16 protein-coding genes are annotated in these 17,984 nt (G+C 67.9%); 1 reads left to right on the top strand and 15 read right to left on the bottom strand.

Annotated elements, in window-relative coordinates:
• Nucleotides 1–12 precede the first annotated feature (12 nt).
• The 15 genes from LDO13_RS06070 to LDO13_RS06000 all read right to left on the bottom strand — a co-directional run bounded on the left by LDO13_RS06070 (nucleotide 13) and on the right by LDO13_RS06000 (nucleotide 16,854).
• Entirely contained in the window at nucleotides 13–963 is a 951-nt protein-coding gene (locus LDO13_RS06070; RefSeq protein WP_224049129.1) for an alpha/beta hydrolase, read from the bottom strand.
• Nucleotides 960–1,625, bottom strand: a complete 666-nt coding sequence (locus LDO13_RS06065) for a TetR/AcrR family transcriptional regulator (RefSeq protein WP_224049128.1) — start codon at nucleotides 1,623–1,625, stop codon at nucleotides 960–962. The genes LDO13_RS06070 and LDO13_RS06065 overlap by 4 nt, the downstream gene beginning before the upstream one ends.
• Nucleotides 1,622–3,256, bottom strand: a complete 1,635-nt coding sequence (locus LDO13_RS06060) for an AMP-binding protein (RefSeq protein ID WP_224049127.1) — start codon at nucleotides 3,254–3,256, stop codon at nucleotides 1,622–1,624. Before LDO13_RS06060 ends, LDO13_RS06065 begins: the two co-directional genes overlap by 4 nt.
• Nucleotides 3,253–4,305: a branched-chain amino acid ABC transporter permease gene (locus tag LDO13_RS06055; RefSeq protein WP_224049690.1), complete on the bottom strand. Its 1,053-nt coding sequence runs from the start codon at nucleotides 4,303–4,305 to the stop codon at nucleotides 3,253–3,255. The genes LDO13_RS06060 and LDO13_RS06055 overlap by 4 nt, the downstream gene beginning before the upstream one ends.
• A gap of 209 nt (nucleotides 4,306–4,514) precedes the next feature.
• A complete protein-coding gene (locus LDO13_RS06050; RefSeq protein ID WP_224049126.1) occupies nucleotides 4,515–5,390 on the bottom strand; it encodes a branched-chain amino acid ABC transporter permease in 876 nt (291 codons plus the stop codon).
• A complete protein-coding gene (locus LDO13_RS06045) occupies nucleotides 5,387–6,169 on the bottom strand; it encodes an ABC transporter ATP-binding protein (protein WP_224049125.1) in 783 nt (260 codons plus the stop codon). Before LDO13_RS06045 ends, LDO13_RS06050 begins: the two co-directional genes overlap by 4 nt.
• On the bottom strand, nucleotides 6,166–6,930 hold the full coding sequence (locus tag LDO13_RS06040; RefSeq protein ID WP_224049124.1) for an ABC transporter ATP-binding protein: 765 nt from the start codon (nucleotides 6,928–6,930) through the stop codon (nucleotides 6,166–6,168). Before LDO13_RS06040 ends, LDO13_RS06045 begins: the two co-directional genes overlap by 4 nt.
• Nucleotides 6,931–7,054: 124 nt before the next feature.
• Nucleotides 7,055–8,251, bottom strand: coding sequence for a substrate-binding domain-containing protein (locus LDO13_RS06035; protein WP_224049123.1), 1,197 nt, complete (start codon nucleotides 8,249–8,251; stop codon nucleotides 7,055–7,057).
• A 262-nt stretch (nucleotides 8,252–8,513) separates the two neighbouring features.
• On the bottom strand, nucleotides 8,514–9,038 hold the full coding sequence (locus tag LDO13_RS06030) for a DUF1579 domain-containing protein (protein ID WP_224049122.1): 525 nt from the start codon (nucleotides 9,036–9,038) through the stop codon (nucleotides 8,514–8,516).
• Between the two features lie 118 nt (nucleotides 9,039–9,156).
• A complete protein-coding gene (locus LDO13_RS06025) occupies nucleotides 9,157–10,500 on the bottom strand; it encodes a pitrilysin family protein (RefSeq protein ID WP_224049121.1) in 1,344 nt (447 codons plus the stop codon).
• A 123-nt stretch (nucleotides 10,501–10,623) separates the two neighbouring features.
• Nucleotides 10,624–12,873, bottom strand: coding sequence for a polyribonucleotide nucleotidyltransferase (locus tag LDO13_RS06020; RefSeq protein WP_224049120.1), 2,250 nt, complete (start codon nucleotides 12,871–12,873; stop codon nucleotides 10,624–10,626).
• Between the two features lie 248 nt (nucleotides 12,874–13,121).
• Nucleotides 13,122–13,391, bottom strand: coding sequence for a 30S ribosomal protein S15 (rpsO, locus tag LDO13_RS06015; protein ID WP_224049119.1), 270 nt, complete (start codon nucleotides 13,389–13,391; stop codon nucleotides 13,122–13,124).
• A 183-nt stretch (nucleotides 13,392–13,574) separates the two neighbouring features.
• The gene (gene kynU, locus LDO13_RS06010) at nucleotides 13,575–14,840 is read right to left on the bottom strand and encodes a kynureninase (protein WP_224049118.1); all 1,266 of its coding nucleotides are present in this window, start codon (nucleotides 14,838–14,840) and stop codon (nucleotides 13,575–13,577) included.
• Nucleotides 14,837–15,691 carry a tryptophan 2,3-dioxygenase gene (gene kynA, locus LDO13_RS06005; RefSeq protein ID WP_224049117.1) on the bottom strand — a complete coding sequence of 285 codons (855 nt, stop codon included), beginning with the start codon at nucleotides 15,689–15,691 and terminating at the stop codon, nucleotides 14,837–14,839. Before kynA ends, kynU begins: the two co-directional genes overlap by 4 nt.
• 167 nt (nucleotides 15,692–15,858) lie before the next feature.
• Nucleotides 15,859–16,854 carry a bifunctional riboflavin kinase/FAD synthetase gene (locus tag LDO13_RS06000; protein WP_224049116.1) on the bottom strand — a complete coding sequence of 332 codons (996 nt, stop codon included), beginning with the start codon at nucleotides 16,852–16,854 and terminating at the stop codon, nucleotides 15,859–15,861.
• A gap of 234 nt (nucleotides 16,855–17,088) precedes the next feature.
• Here LDO13_RS06000 and LDO13_RS05995 point away from each other — a divergent pair, with 234 nt between their 5' ends.
• Nucleotides 17,089–17,877 (top strand): DUF937 domain-containing protein, encoded by a 789-nt coding sequence (locus LDO13_RS05995; RefSeq protein ID WP_224049115.1) that lies wholly within the window; start codon nucleotides 17,089–17,091, stop codon nucleotides 17,875–17,877.
• Nucleotides 17,878–17,984: the final 107 nt, after the last annotated feature.

Raw genomic sequence — 17,984 nt, 5'->3', positions numbered from 1 at the left:
CAGCCCCGGGCCCTACGCCAGCGCCAGCGCCTCCCGGACGGTGTCCGCGACGGCCGCGGCGCCGGCCCCTCCCATGATGATCGTGTAGTGGTTGACGTCCGGGATCTCGCGGACGTGCAGGGGCGGCATTTTCTCCGCCCAGGCGTCCAGATAGCCGGGTGCGTACAGGCCGCCGGGTTCGTTGAGCAGGCCGCGCGGCGCCCGCAGCACCTGCGTCTCCACCGCGAGCTCATCGAGGGCCTTCAGGAGGGAGGCGCCGCGGTGCAGCTCGGCGGTGTCGTCGGCCATCGCCTGGTACCGTGTGGCCGGCCGGAGGACCGGTTCCTCCCCGGTGAGGTCGTAGTCCACGTACTCCTCTACGAGCGGGCTCCAGTCCGCGCTGAAGGCCGGATGCTGCTTCCAGAAGTTGCGGTAGACCTCACGGCTGGGGAAGGTGGCGTTCAGCCGCTCGGCCGCGGGGCCCAGCACGGCGGCCACAACCTGCTCGTCGCTGAGTTCGGCCGGGACCTGCAGCGGCAGGCCGCCGTCGACCAGCACGAGGGACCGCACCCGCTCCGGGAACAGGTTCGCGAGCACGACGGCGGCGAAGGCGCCCATCGAATGGCCGACGACGACCACCGGGCCGATGCTGAGCGCCGCCAGCACGGCCGCAAGGTCCTCGGCGTGGGAGGGCATGCCGTACGGCGCCGGCAGGTGGTTGCTGCGGCCCCGTCCCCGCAGGTCGGGGGCGATGATCCTGACGTCCGGCAGGGCTTCGGCCAGCCCCGGCCAGGCCTTGTGGGACGCGGTCACCCCGTGCACGGCCAGGATGGTCGGGGCGGCAGGGTCCTCGGGGCCCCAGATAGCGGTGTGCAGGGCGCCGCCGCGGACCTCGACCTCGGTGGTCCGGTAAGTGGGGGTATTGGTTGCCTGGTTCGTGGCTGGAGTTTGCGTTGCTGGGTGTTTTATTGCCGGATGGATCACTGTGCTGTCCCTTCCTGGGCCTGAGTGGTTGTGGAGGCGGCGCCGGGCGCGGGGGCGAGCGCGCGTTCGATGAACTGCATCATTTCCTCGAAGACGTCCTCCGGGACATCCGGGCGGGCGCCCTGGGCGGGTTCGGCGCCCTCTTCGTCCCACAGCACCCAGCGCATGCCGATCAGCTCGCCGATGCCCATCAGTGCCCAGGCCGCCACGGTGGGGTCCATCTCCCGGACTTCGCCGCTGAGCTGCGCGGCCTTGAGCCCTTCGATGTAGCCGTTGACGATCCGGGTGTAGTGCAGCCGCAGTGCCCCGGGTGAGACGAACTCGGCCTGCCGGATGATCCGGTACAGCGCGGGGTGTTCCGCCGTGAACTTGAAGAAGGCCCGGAATCCGGCGCGTTCGGCCGCGAGCCGGGTACCGGCGGATCGGGCGGCGTCCGTCATGGCGTGCCGGACCCGGCGGTTCAGGTCCTCGACCACCTCGTCGAAGATGGCCTGTTTGCCGTCGAAGTACAGGTAGAAGGTGCCGAGGCCCACTCCGGCTTCCTCCGTGATCTTCACAATCGAGGCCTCGTGGTAACCCACCGAGGCGAACACCGTCTCGGCGGCCTGCAGCAGCTTGGCCCGGGTGCGGGTGCCCCGTGCGGTGCGCGGCGCGGCGCTCACCGCCGGCCCCGGTCCGCGGAAACGGCGTCCGCTGTCACGGCGTCCGCCGGAATTTCCGTGCGTCCCCCCGGCACCCGCTCTTCCAGCTGCTGCCGCAGCCGTGCCCGCAGCACTTTGTTCAGCGCCGTGCGCGGCAGCGCCCCGACCGTCTCGATCCGGGCGGGAACCTTGAAGTGCGCCAGTTGCGCGGCGCAGTGGTCCAGGAGTTCCTGTTCGTCCGTGGCGAGGCCGGGACGGATCACCACAAAGGCGACTCCCGTTTCGCCCCAGCGGTCGTCGTCCACCCCGACGACGGCGGCCTGCGCCACCGCCGGATGGGCCAGCAGCGCCGCCTCGACCTCGGCCGGGGCCACGTTCTCGCCGCCGGAAATATAGATGTCCTTGAGCCGGTCCACCACTTTGATGTAGCCCGAGGCGTCGCGCTCCACGAGGTCCCCGGTGCGCAGCCAGCCGCCGGCCAGGACGGCCGCAGTCGCGGCGGGATCGCGGAAGTAGCCGGCGAAGACGCCCGGTCCGCCGACCAACAACTCCCCTGACGCGGCGCCGTCGAGGATCTCCCCGGTCACCGGATCGGCCACCGCGACGGCGACATGCGGGTACGGTTTGCCCGAGTATCCGACCATCCGGGCGGCATCCTCGTTGGCCAGGCAGAGCACGTTGGGCGATGCCTCGGTCAGCCCGTAGCCCTGGCTCAGTGCCACTCCTCTGCGGTGCCAGATCCTCAGCAGCGGCGCAGGCATGGGGGCCCCGCCGACGACGGCGTGCCGGAGGCTGCCGAGCTCGGCGGAGGCGAAGTCGGGGTGTTCGGCGAGCATCAGGTACTGGGTGGGGACGCCCATGAGCATGGTGACCCGGCGTTCGGCGATCAGCTGCAGGACGCGGCCGGGTTCGAAGCCCCGTTCCAGAACGACGGTGGCGCCCGTCCACCAGGCCAGCAGCGGCTGGATGTTCCAGCCGCCGACGTGGAACTGCGGCAGCACGGCCAGCACAACGTCGGCGCTCCCCAGATCGAGTGTCCGGGAGAGCGAGAGGTTGGTCCAGAAGCAGTTGGCGTGGGTCAGCACGGCGGCCTTGCTGGCCCCCTCGGTGCCGGACGTGAAGATCATCAGGAGGGGGTCGTCGTCGCGCACTTCGGTGCGGACTTCCTGCCGTCCACCGCTGAGCGTCCGGGACGGCGGCGGCACGGACTTTTCGACGCCGCCCGGGCCCAGCGCTGCGGTCCGGGGCCGGAGCGGCAGCAGCGCGCATGCTCCCGCGGCGAGCGAATCGAGTTCATCCTCGACGAGCAGGAGCTGGGGGTCGGCGAGTTCAAGCTGGGCGGCGAGTTCCCGGGGTGAAAGCCGCCAGGACAGCGGCACCAGGACCAGTCCGGCCTTGGCGCAGGCGAAGAACACCACCACGTGGTCCGAGCTGTTCCCGGTCAGGGTCGCGATCCGGTCCCCCGTGGCGTAGCCGGCACTTTTGAGTCCGGCGGCGAGGCCGGAGGCCCGGCGTTCCAGTTCGCCGTAGCTGAGGGTGCAGCCTCGGTCATCGACGGCGATCCGGTGCGGGGTGGCGAGGCTGCGGTCCGTGGTCCAGCGGCCCAGGGTGTGCAGTCCGTCCGCCCGGCCGGGACCAGTTGTGTTGCTCATGCCGATTCCTCCAGGATTTCGCGGGACGTGGCTGTCCTGTCCTTGCCCGCACTCTGATCCCGCCGGTTGCGCCGCTGCGCCAGCCGCTGCGCGGTGCCCGTCAGGCCGCCGGGCAGGAAGAGCACCACAAGGATGAACAGGGTGCCCAGGATGAACAAAGGTTCAGACAACGGTACCCGCAGGATGTCCGGCAGCGCATCGATGGCGTTCGAGTTCGCCAGGGTCGTGAGGCGCTGGTCCAGGATGGTGTAGAAGACGCCGCCGATCACCGCTCCCCAACGCGAGCCGACGCCGCCCAGGACCACCATCACCAGCAGCGTGATGGTGAGGTCGGCGGACATGGCGCGCGGGACGGCGCCGCTCTGCAGTAGCAGGAATACCATGCCGATGATGCTGACAAGGATGGCGGAGACCACGAAGATCAGCAGCTTCACGAGGTACGGCTGCAGGCCCAGCACGCGGACGCGGAGTTCGTTCTCGCGGACCGCGGCGGCGACGTGCCCGGCACGGGAGGACTGCACCCAGGTGACCACGATGAACACGGCCACGAGCACCGCCAGCGCCAGCCAGTAGAGGTTGCGTGTATTGACGACGCCCACGAGGAAATCGGGCAGGTTGTCGGTGCGCAGCGTCAGGCCCTCGTCGCCGCCGGTGGTGCCGTCCGGGTTGCGGCCCACAATCACCGAGCCGGCCTGGGCGAACGCGAGTGTGACCATGGCGAAGGGGATGCCGCTGACCCGCAGGCTGATGCTTCCCACCACGTGGGCCAGCACGATCACGACCAGCAGGGTCAGGCCCATCGCGGGCAGCAGCGGAATGTCCAGGTTCTGCAGGATGATCGCCAGCCCGTAGACGCCGGCGCCGAAGTACAGGGCATGGCCGAAGGAAAGCAGCCCGGCGACGCCGAGCAGCAGGTGGTAGGTCAGCGCGGCTGCGGCCATCAGCATGCACATGGCCAGCAGTTGCAAGGACCCGGGCGTATACGTCGGCCCGGGCAGCACACCGGGGAGGGACAGGTTGAGCAGCGGGAGGAGGACCAGGAGCACCATACCGGCGAGCCCGGCGGCCGTGCCGGCGATCTTGTGGCGGGTCAGGCGGGGACGGCCGGGCGGGGTGGGCCCGCCGGCGGTTTCCGTTCCGCGCGTATCCGCGGGGCTCCCGGCACTTACGCTCCCGTCAGTGCTGGTGGTGCTGGTGGTGCTGGTGGTGCTGGCATTGCTGGCATTGCTGGCATTGCTGGCGGCGTTGGTATCGGTGGTCATGAGGTTCTCCCGAGCAGGCCGGAGGGACGGAACAGCAGCACGAGCGCCAGGGCGAGCACCACAACGAAGTCGCCGGTGCCGCCAAGGTAGAAGTTGGCGAACTGCTGCAGGACGGCGACGGCGACGGCGGCGATGGCCGCGCCGGTCAGCGAGCCCAGCCCGCCGATCACCGTGACGATGAACGCGAAGATCAGCAGCGAGCCGCCCAGCATCGGCGAGACGTAGCCGAAATAGTGCGAGGCCAGCACCCCGCCCAGGCCCGCTGCGGCGCCGCCGATCGTGAAGACGAGGGTGAAGGCCTTCCGGACATCGATGCCGAGGGCCGTCACCATGGAGCGGTTCTCGACGCCGGCCCGGATGATCATGCCGTAGCGGGTGTTCTTCAGGAAGAACACCATGGCCAGCAGCACCAGGACGGCGGCGATGATGCACACAAACCGGTCGTTGGGGACGCGGGCGCCAAGGACCTCGGTGGTTTCTTTGAACCAGGCCGGCCCCTGGATGAACACCGGGTCGGTGCCCCAGATGCCGTCGAAGAGGGCCACTGCGGCAAGCGAGAGGCCCACCGTGATCAGGACCTGCTCGATGTGCCGCTGGTACAGCCGGCGGATCAGGACGAACTCGGTGAAGGCGGCAAAGGCGGCCCCGGCCGCTGCCCCGACCAGCAGGGAGAGCAGGAACGTCCACCAGTTGTCCGAGCCGGTCCGGCGGGCGATTTCCCAGCCGGTGAAGGCCCCGAGGGTCAGGAAGGCGCCGTGCGCGAAGTTGAGCACACCCATCAGCCCGTAGATCAGTGACAGCCCTGCGGCCACGAGGAAGTAGAGGGCGCCAAGGCCCAGGCCGGTGAAGATCAGGAGAACGACGGTGCTCACAGGGCGGCGCCTTTCGCAGCTGTGTTCGCTGGGTGCTCCCGTGCGGGGCTTTCCCCGGCGGGGTTCTCAGCGGCGACGCCCAGCAGGCGCTGGGTCAGCCCGGCGTCGTCGAGGAACTCCAGGGCGCTGCCCGTGTGGACAACCCGGCCGCCGGAGAGGACGACGGCGCCCTGGGCGAGCTGGCGGACGACGTGCAGGTTCTGCTCGACCAGGAGGATGGGTACGGTCTTCGCCGCTTCGGCGAGGGTCTCTGCGACCTCGGCGACGATTTTCGGGGCCAGGCCCTTGGTGGGTTCGTCGACGAGCAGGATCTTGTTGGTGTTCAGCAGGGCGCGGGCCAGTGACACCATCTGCTGCTGGCCGCCGGAGAGGGTGCCGGCCATTTGGGCGGACCGGGCCAGCAGGTCCGGGAACAGGTCCTCGACGAGCTGGCGCCGGGGTGCGGCGTCGCGTTCGGCGAGCCGGAGGTTTTCTGCCACGGTGAGTTTGGAGAACACTTCGCGGTCCTCGGGGACGTAGCCCACCCCGCTGCGGATGATCTTGAACGTCGGCTCCTTCTCGATCCGGACGCCGTCGAGCTCCACGGTTCCGGTCCGGTCGATGAGGCCGATGATGGCTTTGATGGTGCTGGTCTTTCCGACGCCGTTGCGGCCCAGCAGCGCGGTGATGCCGGTGGCCGGGACCGTGAAGGACACATCCTCCACGACTTGCTGTCCGGCAATGTGGGCGTTGAGTCCCGTCAGCCTGAGGATCGGGCGGGTTTCCGCTGCGGCGCTCATACGGGTTCTCCCAGGTAGGCACTTTGTACGGTCGGGTCCGACATCACGGCCTCCGGGGAGTCCAGGGCGAGCAGGCTGCCGTGGTGCATCACGGCCACCCGGTCCACAAGGCCTAAGACAACGTCCATGTGGTGCTCCACCATCATCACGGTGCAGCCGCGGTCCCGGTGCAGCCCCGCGATGATCGCGGTGAGGGACGGGACGTCCCCCGACGCCACCCCGGCCATCGGCTCGTCCAGGAGCACGACGGCGGGATCCGTCGCCAGCAGCACGGCGATCTCCACCTTGCGCTTCTCGCCGTGGGAGAGGTCCCCCGCCGCCGTCGAGAGCTGGGACGTGAGCCCGACCTCGCCGATGGTGCCGCGGGCGATCCGGGTGGCCTCGTCGGAGGCCGCGGGGAAACGCAGGAGGCTGAAGCTGCCCCCGAGTTTCGCCTGGGCGGCCAGCCGGACGTTTTCCAGCACGCTGAGCCGGGGAAACAGGTTGGAGGTCTGGAAGGTCCTGCCCAGCCCTGCCTTGGCCCTGCGGTGGACCGGCGCGGCCGTGATCTCCCTGCCGTTCAGCGTCACGCTGCCCGCGGTGGGGCGCATGACGCCGGAGATCAGGTTGAACAAGGTGGTCTTGCCGGCGCCGTTGGGGCCGATGACGCCGACCATTTCGCCGGTGCCGACCGAGAAGCTCACATCCTGGAGAATGCGGGCACCGCCGATCTGCAGACCAAGGCCATCCACCGCAAGGGCGGGCAGGGCTGGGGAATTCATTCGGATCCTTCGTTTCTCGCTGGGCCGTAGGGGTGGTGTGCGGCGCTGTGCGTCCTCACTGCAGTGACTATGGAATGACTGTGCAGTGTGGTCCGGCACAGCGCCGCGGGCAGCATCCGACGGGTTACTTCTTCTCCGGCGGGGCGACGGTATCGCCCGGAACCACCTTGATGAGCTCGGGCGCCCAGCTGCCGCCCGTCTGGACGAGTTTGACCTGGTACATGTCCTGGACCAGGGCGTGGTCCGAGGCGCGGACGGTTTCCTTGCCCTTGGGCCCGTCGAAGCTGAAGCCTTCGAGTGCCTTGACCATGGCGTCGGCGTCGGAGCCGCCCTCCTTGATGGCCTGGACAATCATTTGGCCGGCAACAAAGCCGTCGGGAGTGAAGAGGTCGGCCTTCTTGCCTGCCTTCTCAACCGCGGCGATCATCTTCTTCTCCACGTCGTTGCCCGAGGCGCCCGGGAAGTAGTGGTTCAGGAAGCTGATCTTGGACGTGGCCTCGCCGTAGGCGCCGAACGTGGCGGCGTCGCCGAGCCCGGTGACGATCGGTGCGGCGTCGAAGGCGCCCTGCTGGCTGAGTGTCTGCCACATGGTGCCCGACGTTGCCCCGGCCCAGGCTACGAAGACCATGTCCGGCTTCGCGTCGATGAGCTGGCGGGCGAAGGGGGTGAGCTCCTGTCCGTCCGGAACAAGGACGGCCTCCACGGTGGCACCCTTGGCGCCCAGGACGGCCTTGACGGCGGCGACATTGCCCTGGCCGAACGCATTGTCCTGCGCGAAGACGACGACCTTCTTGCCCTTGGTGTCAATGAAGGAACCGGCCGTGGCCACATCCTGCAGGCTCTGGCGGCCCGAGCGGAAGGTGTACTTGTTGATGCCCTGGATGGCATCGGTGGCGGCAGGTCCGGAGATGTAGAGGACCTTGTTCTGCGCGGCCTGTTCCGCCAGCTTGAGCGCGATGCCGGAGACGACCGTGCCGCCGATGATCTTGTAGCCCTTGCCGATCAGGTCCTTGGCGGCCGTCACCGCCTTGTCCGGGTCGCCGCCGTCGTCGGCGTAGGTCAGGTTGATCTTGGCGCCGTTGACGGCGCCGGTCCCGCCGGTGGCATAGTCAATGCCCGCCTGCAGGCCTTCGTAGTAGGTGGCGCCGTAGGCGGCCAGGGGTCCGGTCTTGGAGTAGATGATGCCGACGTTGACCGGCTCGGCGGCCTTGGTGCTGCCCGACTCGGCCGGCGCTGCGGTGCCGGCAGAGGGCGCACAGGCGCTGAGGGCGAGCCCGGTGGCCATAACGGCGGCCATCAGGAACTTCTTTGTATCCTTCACGGGATGCCTTTCGTTGAAACTCCCGCGGAAGCTGGGCAGGAGGTCTGAGCAGGAGATCTGACAGGAAATGCGCTGAACCTGAAAGGTGATTCAGATTACGGCAAATCTATGGCGCAGCTCAGGGCGTGTCAACGGATTTCAAGGGCGGCTTTGCAACGTTATGGCAACGGTTTGGGCAGGTGTGCGGCATCCAGAGGCCGGGACCAACCCCCAGATCAGGCGGGGAATCGTGACACCCACCTTCAGATCAGGAGAGGGAGCTTCAGGCGGGGACAGCTGCGTCCTCGGCCACTCGCCGGCAGGTTGAGGTCATGAAGGGCGTGAATTCGCTCGCGGGCTCCAGCCGGAGCCCGGCACTGTGGGTCAGCACGCCGTCGTCCACCCGGAAGGTGTGCCGGGACGTGCCGCGGTCGCTGCGCCGTTCCATGGTGAGGGTGCCCTCCTGCCAGCTGGCGCGCGCGGGCGCTTCCGGGGGCAGGCCCATGCTGTTGACGTGGTACCAGAGGGTGTCGGGGCGGTCGGGGTCCATGGTGAACACCCCGTGGCCTTCGGATCGGGTGCCGTCCGCCTCCGTGTGCCGGTAGCTGTGGGTGACGGCCAGGCCGGCGGCTGCACGCGCGAAAGTCACTTCGACGGCGGCAACCCGCGCCGGCCCCCAGGGCGTGGCCTCCCACTGTGTGGTTCCAGTCCAGTGCCCAAGGAACGCCTCGAGCGCCTCGTGTGCACTGCCTGGCAGCGGCCGGTCCATATCTTCCTTCCAGGGGTCCTTCCAGGTGGGGGTCCTCACGGGTGAGTCCGTCCCCATCATCACGCGGCGCCGCCTGCCGTGTCTAGGTGCGGGTCCACGACCACCGCGGGCGATGCAGGCCCAGCTCAGGGGCGTGCAGCGCCCTCGGGGCCGGATGTCAGAGGCCGAACGTCTCGGTTTCCTCGAAGGGGCCCACTACGGTGACGGTCCGCGGGGCGGCCGCGAGTTCGCGGGCGAGCTCCTGGACTTCGGCGGCAGTCACTGCCTTGATCTGACGCAGGGTCTCATCGATGTCCTGGTACTCGCCGGAGACCAGTTCGGCACGGCCCAGCCGGGACATCCGGGAGCCGGTGTCCTCCAGCGCCAGCACGATTCCGCCGCACAGCTGTCCGACGGCCTTGCGGAGTTCCTCGTCGGAGATGCCGCCGTCGGCCAGCTTGTCCAGCTCGGCGCCGAGCAGCTCGAGGACTTGCCGGACTTTCGTCGGGGTGCAGCCGGCGTACATGCCGAAGTAGCCGGCATCGGCGTAGGAGGAGGCGAAGGAGTAGGTCGAGTACACGAGGCCACGCTTCTCGCGGACCTCCTGGAACAGCCGGGAGGACATCCCGCCGCCGAGCACGGCGTTGAGCACGCTCATGACGAAGCGGCGGTCGTCGGTGGCGACGATCGTGGGGCAGCCCATGATGATGTTGGCCTGTTCCACCGGACGCTTGATCACATGCAGGCCTGCGGTGCCGGTGATCTCGGCCCGGTCAGTGGAGCGGCGCTGGACGGGGGCGGCGTCGGGCTCAAGGCTCCAGCCCGCGGAATGCAGCGCGTCCACAACAAGTCCGCAGACGACGTCGTGGTCCAGTCCCCCGGCGGCGGTGATGACGAGCTCGTCCGGGCGGTAGTAGCGGCGGTAGTGGTCCCAGACCGAGTCCCGCGCGACGGCGCGGATGGCGTCCGGGGTGCCCCCGATCGGACGGCCCAGCGGGTGCGTGCCCAGCACGGCAGCCACGAAGTGTTCGTGGGCGACGTCGGTGGGGTCGTCGCTGTCCATCGCGATCTCCTCGAGGATGACGTCGCGTTCCTGCTCCATCTCCTGCGGGTCCAGCACGGCGCCGGTGATCATGTCCGCGATGACGTCGATCGCCATGGGAAGGTCGGTGTCCAGCACGCGGGCGAAGTAGCAGGTGCTTTCCTTAGCCGTGGCGGCGTTGGATTCCCCGCCCACCTCGTCGAAGGCCGAGGCGATCTCGAGGGCCGTGCGCCGCTGCGTTCCCTTGAACAGGAGGTGTTCCAGGAAGTGGGTGGAGCCGTGCTGCCCAGGCGCCTCGTCGCGGGAGCCTACGGCCACCCAGAAGCCGATGGTGGCCGAGCGCTGACCGGGCATCGCCTCGGTCAGCACACGGACGCCGCCGGGCAGAACCGAGCGGCGAACCTCGGAACCGCCGTCGGCTCCGTGGATCAGGGTGTCAGCGTGCTGGTTCTGCTCAAGCGGCAGGGGGACGACAGTCATCAAGGCCTTTCAATAAAACCGTCACGGGAAACGTGCCAAATCTGCCTGCAATCCTACCTGCCTTTAACGGCAGCGGGGCCGGTGGACTAATCCACCGGCCCCGCTGCTTGAGTTCGAAAAAGACTACTCTGCGGACTCCAGGGAGACCTCAGCGTCGTCAGCGTTTTCCGAGCCCGCCTCGTCAGCCACAACGGGAGACAGGGAGAGCTTGCCGCGGTCGTCGATCTTGGTGATTTCCACCTGGATCTTCTGGCCAACGGAGACGACGTCGTCGACGTTGTCCACGCGCTTGCCGCCGGCGATCTTGCGCAGCTCGGAGATGTGCAGGAGGCCGTCCTTGCCCGGGGTCAGGGAAACGAAGGCGCCGAAGGTCGTGGTCTTGACGACCGTGCCCAGGTAGCGCTCGCCGATTTCCGGGATCTGCGGGTTGGCGATGGCGTTGATCGCGGACCGTGCTGCGTCGGCAGACGGGCCGTTCGTGGCGCCAATGTAGACAGTTCCGTCGTCCTCGATCGAGATGTCGGCTCCGGTGTCTTCCTGGATCTGGTTGATCATCTTGCCCTTCGGGCCGATGACCTCGCCGATCTTGTCAACCGGGATCTTGACCGCGATGACGCGCGGCGCGAACTCGGAGAGCTCGTCCGGGGTGTCGATCGCGGAGTTCAGGACGTCCAGGATGTGCAGGCGGGCTTCGCGGGCCTGCTTCAGGGCGGCTGCCAGGACGGAGGCCGGGATGCCGTCGAGCTTCGTGTCCAGCTGGATGGCCGTGACGAACTCGGAGGTACCGGCGACCTTGAAGTCCATGTCGCCGAAGGCATCTTCGGCGCCGAGGATATCGGTCAGGGCGGCGTAGCGGGTCTGGCCGTCAACCTGGTCGGAGACCAGGCCCATGGCGATACCGGCAACAGCGGCCTTCAGCGGCACACCTGCGTTCAGCAGGGACAGCGTGGAGGCGCAGACGGAACCCATCGACGTCGAACCGTTGGAGCTGAGAGCCTCAGACACCTGGCGGATGGCGTAGGGGAATTCCTCGCGGGACGGCAGCACCGGCATGATGGCGCGCTCTGCGAGGGCACCGTGGCCGATTTCGCGGCGCTTCGGGGAGCCGACGCGGCCGGTCTCGCCGGTGGAGTACGGCGGGAAGTTGTAGTTGTGCATGTAGCGCTTGCGCGTCACGGGAGACAGCGAGTCGATCTGCTGTTCCATCTTGAGCATGTTCAGCGTGGTGACACCCATGATCTGGGTCTCGCCGCGTTCGAAGATGGCCGAGCCGTGGACGCGGGGCAGAACCTCAACCTCGGCGGTGAGCTGGCGGATGTCCGTCAGGCCACGGCCGTCGATGCGGATCTGGTCCTTGAGGATGCGCTGGCGCACAACCTGCTTGGTGACGGAGCGGAAGGCTGCGGACAGCTCCTTCTCGCGGCCTTCGAACTGGCCGGCCAGGGAGGAGGTGACCTCGTCCTTGAGCTCGTCGGAGGCGGTGTCGCGCTCCTGCTTGTCGGCGATCTGGAAGACAGCGGCCAGCTTGTCGGCGGCAGCGGACTCAACAGCGGCGTAGACGTCGTCCTGGTAGTCCAGGAAGACCGGGAACTCGACGGTCGGCTTGGCTGCGCGGGCGGCCAGGTCGGACTGTGCTTCGCAGAGTGCCTTGATGAACGGCTTGGCGGCCTCGAGGCCCTCGGAGACAACCTCTTCGGTCGGGGCGGTGGCGCCCTGTTCCTTGATGAGGTTCCAGGAGTTGTCGGTGGCTTCGGCTTCAACCATCATGATGGCGACGTCATCGCCGGCGATGCGGCCGGCAACGACCATGTTGAAGACGGCGTTCTCGAGCTGGGAGTGCTTCGGGAACGCAACCCACTGCGAGCCGTTCTCGTCGGCGACGAGGGCAACGCGGACGCCGCCGATCGGGCCGGAGAAGGGCAGGCCGGAGAGCTGCGTGGACATGGAGGACGCGTTGATCGCGACCACGTCGTAGAGCTCGTCCGGGTTGATGGACAGCACGGTGACGACGATCTGGACCTCGTTGCGCAGGCCCTTGACGAAGGCGGGGCGCAGCGGGCGGTCCATGAGGCGGCAGGCCAGGATGGCTTCCGTGGAGGGACGGCCTTCGCGGCGGAAGAACGAGCCCGGGATGCGGCCGGCGGCGTACATGCGCTCTTCGACGTCGACGGTCAGCGGGAAGAAGTCGAAGCCTTCACGCGGGTGCTTGCCGGCGGTGGTGGCGGACAGCAGCGCGGTCTCTTCGTCGATGTAGACCATCGCTGCGCCGGCTGCCTGCTTGGCAAGACGGCCGGTTTCGAAGCGGATTACACGCTTGCCGAAGCGGCCATTGTCAATGACTGCTTCTGAGAACTGGATTTCGGGACCCTCCATAGAGAGTCACCTCCGTTTCATGGTTCACGGAGTCCAGCCGCATCAACCCAGTCCAGCATCTGTCTACTGGCCTGCACTGCACCCGGTCATCGATCGAGACCCACGGGCTAAGGCTTCGTTCCTTGAAGCCGTTCCCGGAGGTCACTACCGAGGACCGCGAATGCGTGATGCGGTTGATCCTCCTGTTGAGTTTTTGTTTGAAGAAGGCGGCCCTTTCCGGTCCGGAAGGGGCCGCCCCTTAAAGCTGACTAGCGGCGCAGGCCGAGGCGCTCGATGAGCTTACGGTAGCGGGTGATGTCAGTGTTCTTGAGGTAGGTCAGCATGCGCTTGCGACGACCAACCATGGCCAGCAAACCGCGCTGGGTGTGGTAATCGTGCTTGTGCACCTTCATGTGCTCAGTGAGATCCTTGATCCGCTGAGTCAGGACTGCAACCTGGACCTCCGGCGAACCGGTGTCGCCCTCGGACGTTGCGAAATCCTGGATGATGGACTGCTTTACAGCGGCTTCAAGTGCCACGATAACTCCTAGAGATGTGCCGTGAGGCCCGAATCAGTAATTCACTGCCGGGGGTGCCGCGCCGGGTCCGCCCTCTCCAAGAGAGGCTTTCCCGTGCACAACAAGAGCCAGCCGCCACGGACTGCAGCCGGATCCAACGTTTAGTTTACCGGCACGCCGTTGAACTTGTCGAAACGGCAGGCCCTACGGCTGCCCGGACGCGCCGCCCGCCAACTGTCCGCGGATGGCCGCCACGCCGCGGTACAGCTCGGTGAAGGACGTGCTGAGCGGCGACAGGCCGATCCGGATGCCCTGCGGCGCGCGGAAATCCGGAATGACATCCTGGTCCCAAAGTGCCGAGGTCATCTCGCGGAACGCCGGGTGGTCCACCGTGATGTGGCTGCCACGCAGCTCCGGATCCCGCGGGGTCGAGAGTTCAACGCCCGCCGGGGCGAGCCAGGCGTCATGGAGCTCGACGGCGAACGCGGTCAGCAGCCTGGATTTCTCCCGGACGGCGGCCATGCCCACCTCTTCCAGCAGGTCCAGCGTGCCGCGCATGGCGAGCATTCCGAAAATCGCCGGGGTCCCGCTGAGGAAGCCGCGGATGCCTGCAGCGGCCTCGTAGCCGGGCCCCATCTCGAAAGCGTCCTTGCGGCCCATCCAGCCCCAGATCGGCTGTTGAAGGCCCGGCAGGTGCCGGGCGTTGACGTAAGCGAACGCGGGCGAGCCCGGTCCCCCGTTGAGGTACTTGTAGGTGCAGCCGGCGGCGAAGTCGACGTCGGCGGCGTCCAGGCCAATCTCCACCGACCCGGCGGAATGGCACAGGTCCCACACCACCAGGGCGCCGGCGTCGTGGATGGCGGCGGTAATGGCGGGCAGGTCCGCGAGGAACCCGGAACGGTAGGCGATCTGACTCAGGACCACGACGGCGGTGGCCGGGCCGGTGGCGTCGCGCACCTGCTCGACGGTGACGCCGGAGGCGGGATCGGCGTCGATCCAGCGCAGCGTGAGGCCTTCCTCGCGGGCGATACCCTCGACGAGGTAGCGGTCAGTGGGGAAATTGTCCGTGTCCAGCACGATTTCGGTGCGGGCCGGGTCCGTGACGGCGGCCAGCGCGGCCCGGATCAGCTTGTACAACACCACGGTGGTGGAGTCGGCGATGATGGTCTGCCCCGGCGCGGCACCGAGGACGGCCCTGCCGAGCTGGTCACCGATGGCCTGCGGGAGTTCCAGCCATTCCTCGTCCCAGCCGCGGATCAGCCTCCCGCCCCAGCTGTCCTGGATGAAGGTGCTGATATCGGCAACGGTGCGCTTGAGCGGGCGGCCCAGGGAGTTTCCGTCGAGGTACGACAGTTCCGTGTCCGAGCCGATGAAGTGGTCCCGGTAGGCGGCCAGCGGGTCGGCGGCGTCGAGGTCCCGGGCCCGCTGCCACAGGATGTCGGTTGCTTCTGTGCTGGCGGAGATGCTCACTGGCCGATCTCCGTCCGGACGGCGAAAAGCTCGGGGAAGAACGTCAGTTCCAGGGCCTTCTGCAGGAAGGCGGCGCCGCTGGAGCCGCCGGTGCCGGTCTTCATGCCGATGGTGCGCTGCACCGTGCGCAGGTGCCGGAAGCGCCAGAGCTGGAAGTTGTCCTCGAGGTCCACGAGCTCCTCGCAGGCCTCGTAGGCGCCCCAGTTGTCCGCTGCGTTCTCGTAGATGTACTTGAACACCGGCACCAGCTCGGCGCAGAACTCGTGCGCCTGGGTGACGTCCCGCTCCAGCAGCGACGCGGGAACGTCAAAGCCCTGGCGCTTGAGGTAGGCGAGGAAGTCATCGTAGATGCTCGGGGATTCGAGGAGCTCCAGCAGCATAGCGTGGGCTTCGGGGTCGGATTCGAACACCGGCAGCATCTTGCGGTTCTTATTGCCGAGCAGGAATTCGACGGCGCGGTACTGGCTGGACTGGAATCCGGAGGAGTTGCCCAGGAAGCCGCGGAACTGCGAGTACTCCGTGGGCGTGAGGGTGGCCAGCACGGACCACTGCTCGGTCAGGGTCTTCTGGATGTGCTTGACCCGGGCGATCGCCTTCAGCGCCGAGCCGAGGTCGTCGGAGCGGAGCCAGGCGGCAGCGCTGCGGAGCTCGTGCAGGACCAGCTTGAGCCACAGTTCCGTGGTCTGGTGCTGGATGATAAACAGCATCTCGTCATGGTGCTCCGGAGTGCTGACCGGCTGCTGGGCGCTGAGCAGCGTCGGCAGCTGCAGGTAGGACGCGTAGCTCATCCGGGAACTGAAGTCCCGGACAATTTCCTTGTCCAGCTCCCTGGTGTTCTTCTCAATTGTCACAGTCTTGCCTTCCTTGCCAAATGGCTGTGAATCCCTGCGCGGAGCTACCCGCGAACTTGCAGGCCGCCCGGTGAATCATTCCAGTTTTTCAGCCCAGCGGTTCAGCCCCACGGGTCAGTCCCGGCGGTTTTGTACAGCGGTCGAGTTAAGCGGCCCAGCCCGGCGGTTTAGCGCGCGAACAGGATGTTGTGGGCCTGGACCACGTCCAGGCGCATCTGGTCCACCAACGCCTCAGGGCCACGGTACGCCACCATCCCCCGCAGCCGGGCGACGAATTCCACCACTACTGTCTGGCCGTACAGATCGAAGTCCTCGACGGCCTCTTCCGGGCGGTCGATCACGTGGGCTTCCACCTGCCGGCTGACGCCGTAGAACGTGGGGTTGGAGCCGACGGAGATGGCCGCTGGCCAGCGCGTGCCGGCCTGGTCCACGAGCCAGCCGGCGTAGATGCCGTCCGCCGGGATGTAGCCGCTGGCGTCGGGGGCGAGGTTGGCGGTCGGGAAGCCGAGGTCGCGGCCGCGCGCGGCGCCGTGGACCACCTCTCCGCGCATCCGGTGGGCCCGGCCCAGGACGGCGGCGGCGGTGGCGACGTCGCCCTCCCGCAGGGCCTCGCGCACCCAGGTGGAGGAACAGCGGCGGTCCTTGCCGCCGTCGTCGTGCAGTTCACCGTGTATCGGAAAGCCTTCGGAACCGAATTCGCTGATGACGAGGACTTCGAAGCCGAGCTTCTTGCCGAGTTCCTGCATGGTGTCCAGGTCGCCGGAATTTCCCCGGCCAAAGCGGGCGTCGTGGCCGATCACCACGTGGCTTGCCTTCAGGCTGCCGACCAGGACGTCGGCGACGAATTCTTCGGGAGTGAGGCTGGCCAGTTCAAGGGAGTACTTCATCACGAGCACGGCGTCGAGGCCCAGCTCGCCGAGCGCCACCAATTTGTCTTCCAGGCCCATGATCAGCTCGGGGGCGGATTCGGGACGGTGGACCTGCGCCGGATGCGGATCGAAAGTGATGGCAACGGCACGGGCGTGGTTCAGGCGGGCGACCCGGATGAGCTGCGAGAGCACCTGCTGGTGGCCGCGGTGCACTCCGTCGAAGTTGCCAAAGGTAACGACGGAGGGACCAAAGTCCGCCGGGACTTCGGACGGATCGTTCCAGATGTGGACCATCAACCTCGCCTTTTTTGCTTCCTGCCATGTGCTCTTCCGGCGAAACCAGTCGGCCCCGGAACTCTCCTAGATTACCCGCAAACGCGGGCTGCCTCCGACGGCGCTGCCAGGCCCCGGAAGCGTCCTTTCGCGTTGGGGACACCCCGACTACGATGCAAGGGCAACCGTCCGACGGCGTCTCTGCAGGCGCCGCTTCCAGCTAGGCCGCACTGAGCTGCGGCTGAAGGAGTACCCATGAGCGAGCTCCAAGGCATCCTGCGGCAGATACCGGTAGACCAGATTGCCGGCCTGCTCGGCACCGACCGGCAGACCGCCCAGACGGCGGTGGAGGCGGCGGTGCCCACGCTGCTGGCCGGCATGAAGAACAACGCGCAAGCCTCCGACGGCGCCGCCTCGCTGGAGTCGGCGCTCAGCCAGCACCAGGACGGGCTGTTGGATGGCGGGGTCGATGTCTCGCAGGTGGACACTGCGGATGGTGAGAAGATCGTGAGCCATGTCTTCGGCGGGCAGCAGGACCAGGTCGCCAGCCAACTCGCCGGGACGGCCCAGCTCGGCGGCGTGGGTGGGGACCTGGTCAGGAAGCTGCTGCCGATCCTTGCCCCGATCGTGATGTCCTATCTCGCGAACAAGATCCTCGTGGGCCGCGGACAGTCGTCCGAGGCTGGGTCCGGCGACGGCGGGTCGGCTGGTGCCGGCGGCATTGACCTCGGGGGAATTCTGGGCGGGATCCTGGGCGGCGGCGCTGCCGGCGGCGCCGGGGGGATGGGCGGTCTGGGCGATCTGCTGGGCGGGCTTTTCGGCGGGGGCCAGTCGTCCTCGCAGGCGGCCGTTCCGGACGCCAGGCAGGACTCGTCGCTGGAGCCTCAGGCCCACCCGCAGGGCCAGCCCGCGGGCGGCGCGCCGCGCCCCGGTGAGTTGATCGACGTCGACCTTCCCGAGAGCCAGCCGGCGGAGCGTAAGAGTGACGATGACGGGTCTGGCGGATTCGGCGGGATCCTGGGCGGTCTGTTCGGAAAGAAGTAGGCCGCGCTCGGGCCACGGATTGCCGGCGGTCGCGGCCCGGGTCGCGGCTGTCGGTCGCGGCGGTCGCCGGGCTGGGTCGCGGCGGTCGGTTGCGGCGGTCACTGGCC

Origin of the sequence: Arthrobacter sp. NicSoilB4, assembly GCF_019977335.1 — a bacterium.
Classification (GTDB): domain Bacteria; phylum Actinomycetota; class Actinomycetes; order Actinomycetales; family Micrococcaceae; genus Arthrobacter.
The sequence above is the reverse complement of the archived record's forward strand: the minus strand, read 5'-3'. Positions and strand labels throughout refer to the sequence as shown.